Origin of the sequence: Bradyrhizobium sp. TM233 (genome assembly GCF_036247965.1) — a bacterium.
GTDB classification, from domain to species: domain Bacteria; phylum Pseudomonadota; class Alphaproteobacteria; order Rhizobiales; family Xanthobacteraceae; genus Bradyrhizobium; species Bradyrhizobium ottawaense.
Map to the genome: position 1 here is coordinate 1 of NZ_BTIG01000402.1, position 277 is coordinate 277.

Sequence of the window (277 nt, forward strand, 5' to 3'; positions counted from 1 at the left end):
TCGGTGTCGTTGGTCAGCACGTTTCCCGCGGCAGAGGAACCGCCGGTGCCGTTGTTGACACCACCCTTCTCGGTGGCGTCGCCCGTGTCGGCGACCGCCGTCGGCGGCGTGTTCGGAGTTGTCGTCACGGTGATATTGAATATCTCGCTTGCAGCAAGGCTGCCGAGATCGGTCGCGGTTGCCTTCACGCCGAGCGTGCCGACGTCGGCCGACGATGGCGTACCGCTGAAGGTTCGGGTTGATGCGTTAAAGGTCAGCCAGGCGGGAAGTGCCGAGC

The 277-nt window shown here is 64.6% G+C and carries 1 protein-coding gene; it reads right to left on the minus strand.

Annotated elements, in window-relative coordinates; genetic code table 11:
- Positions 1–277: putative Ig domain-containing protein (locus AABA86_RS34565; RefSeq protein ID WP_338309939.1), on the minus strand; the 277-nt coding region annotated here is incomplete at both ends.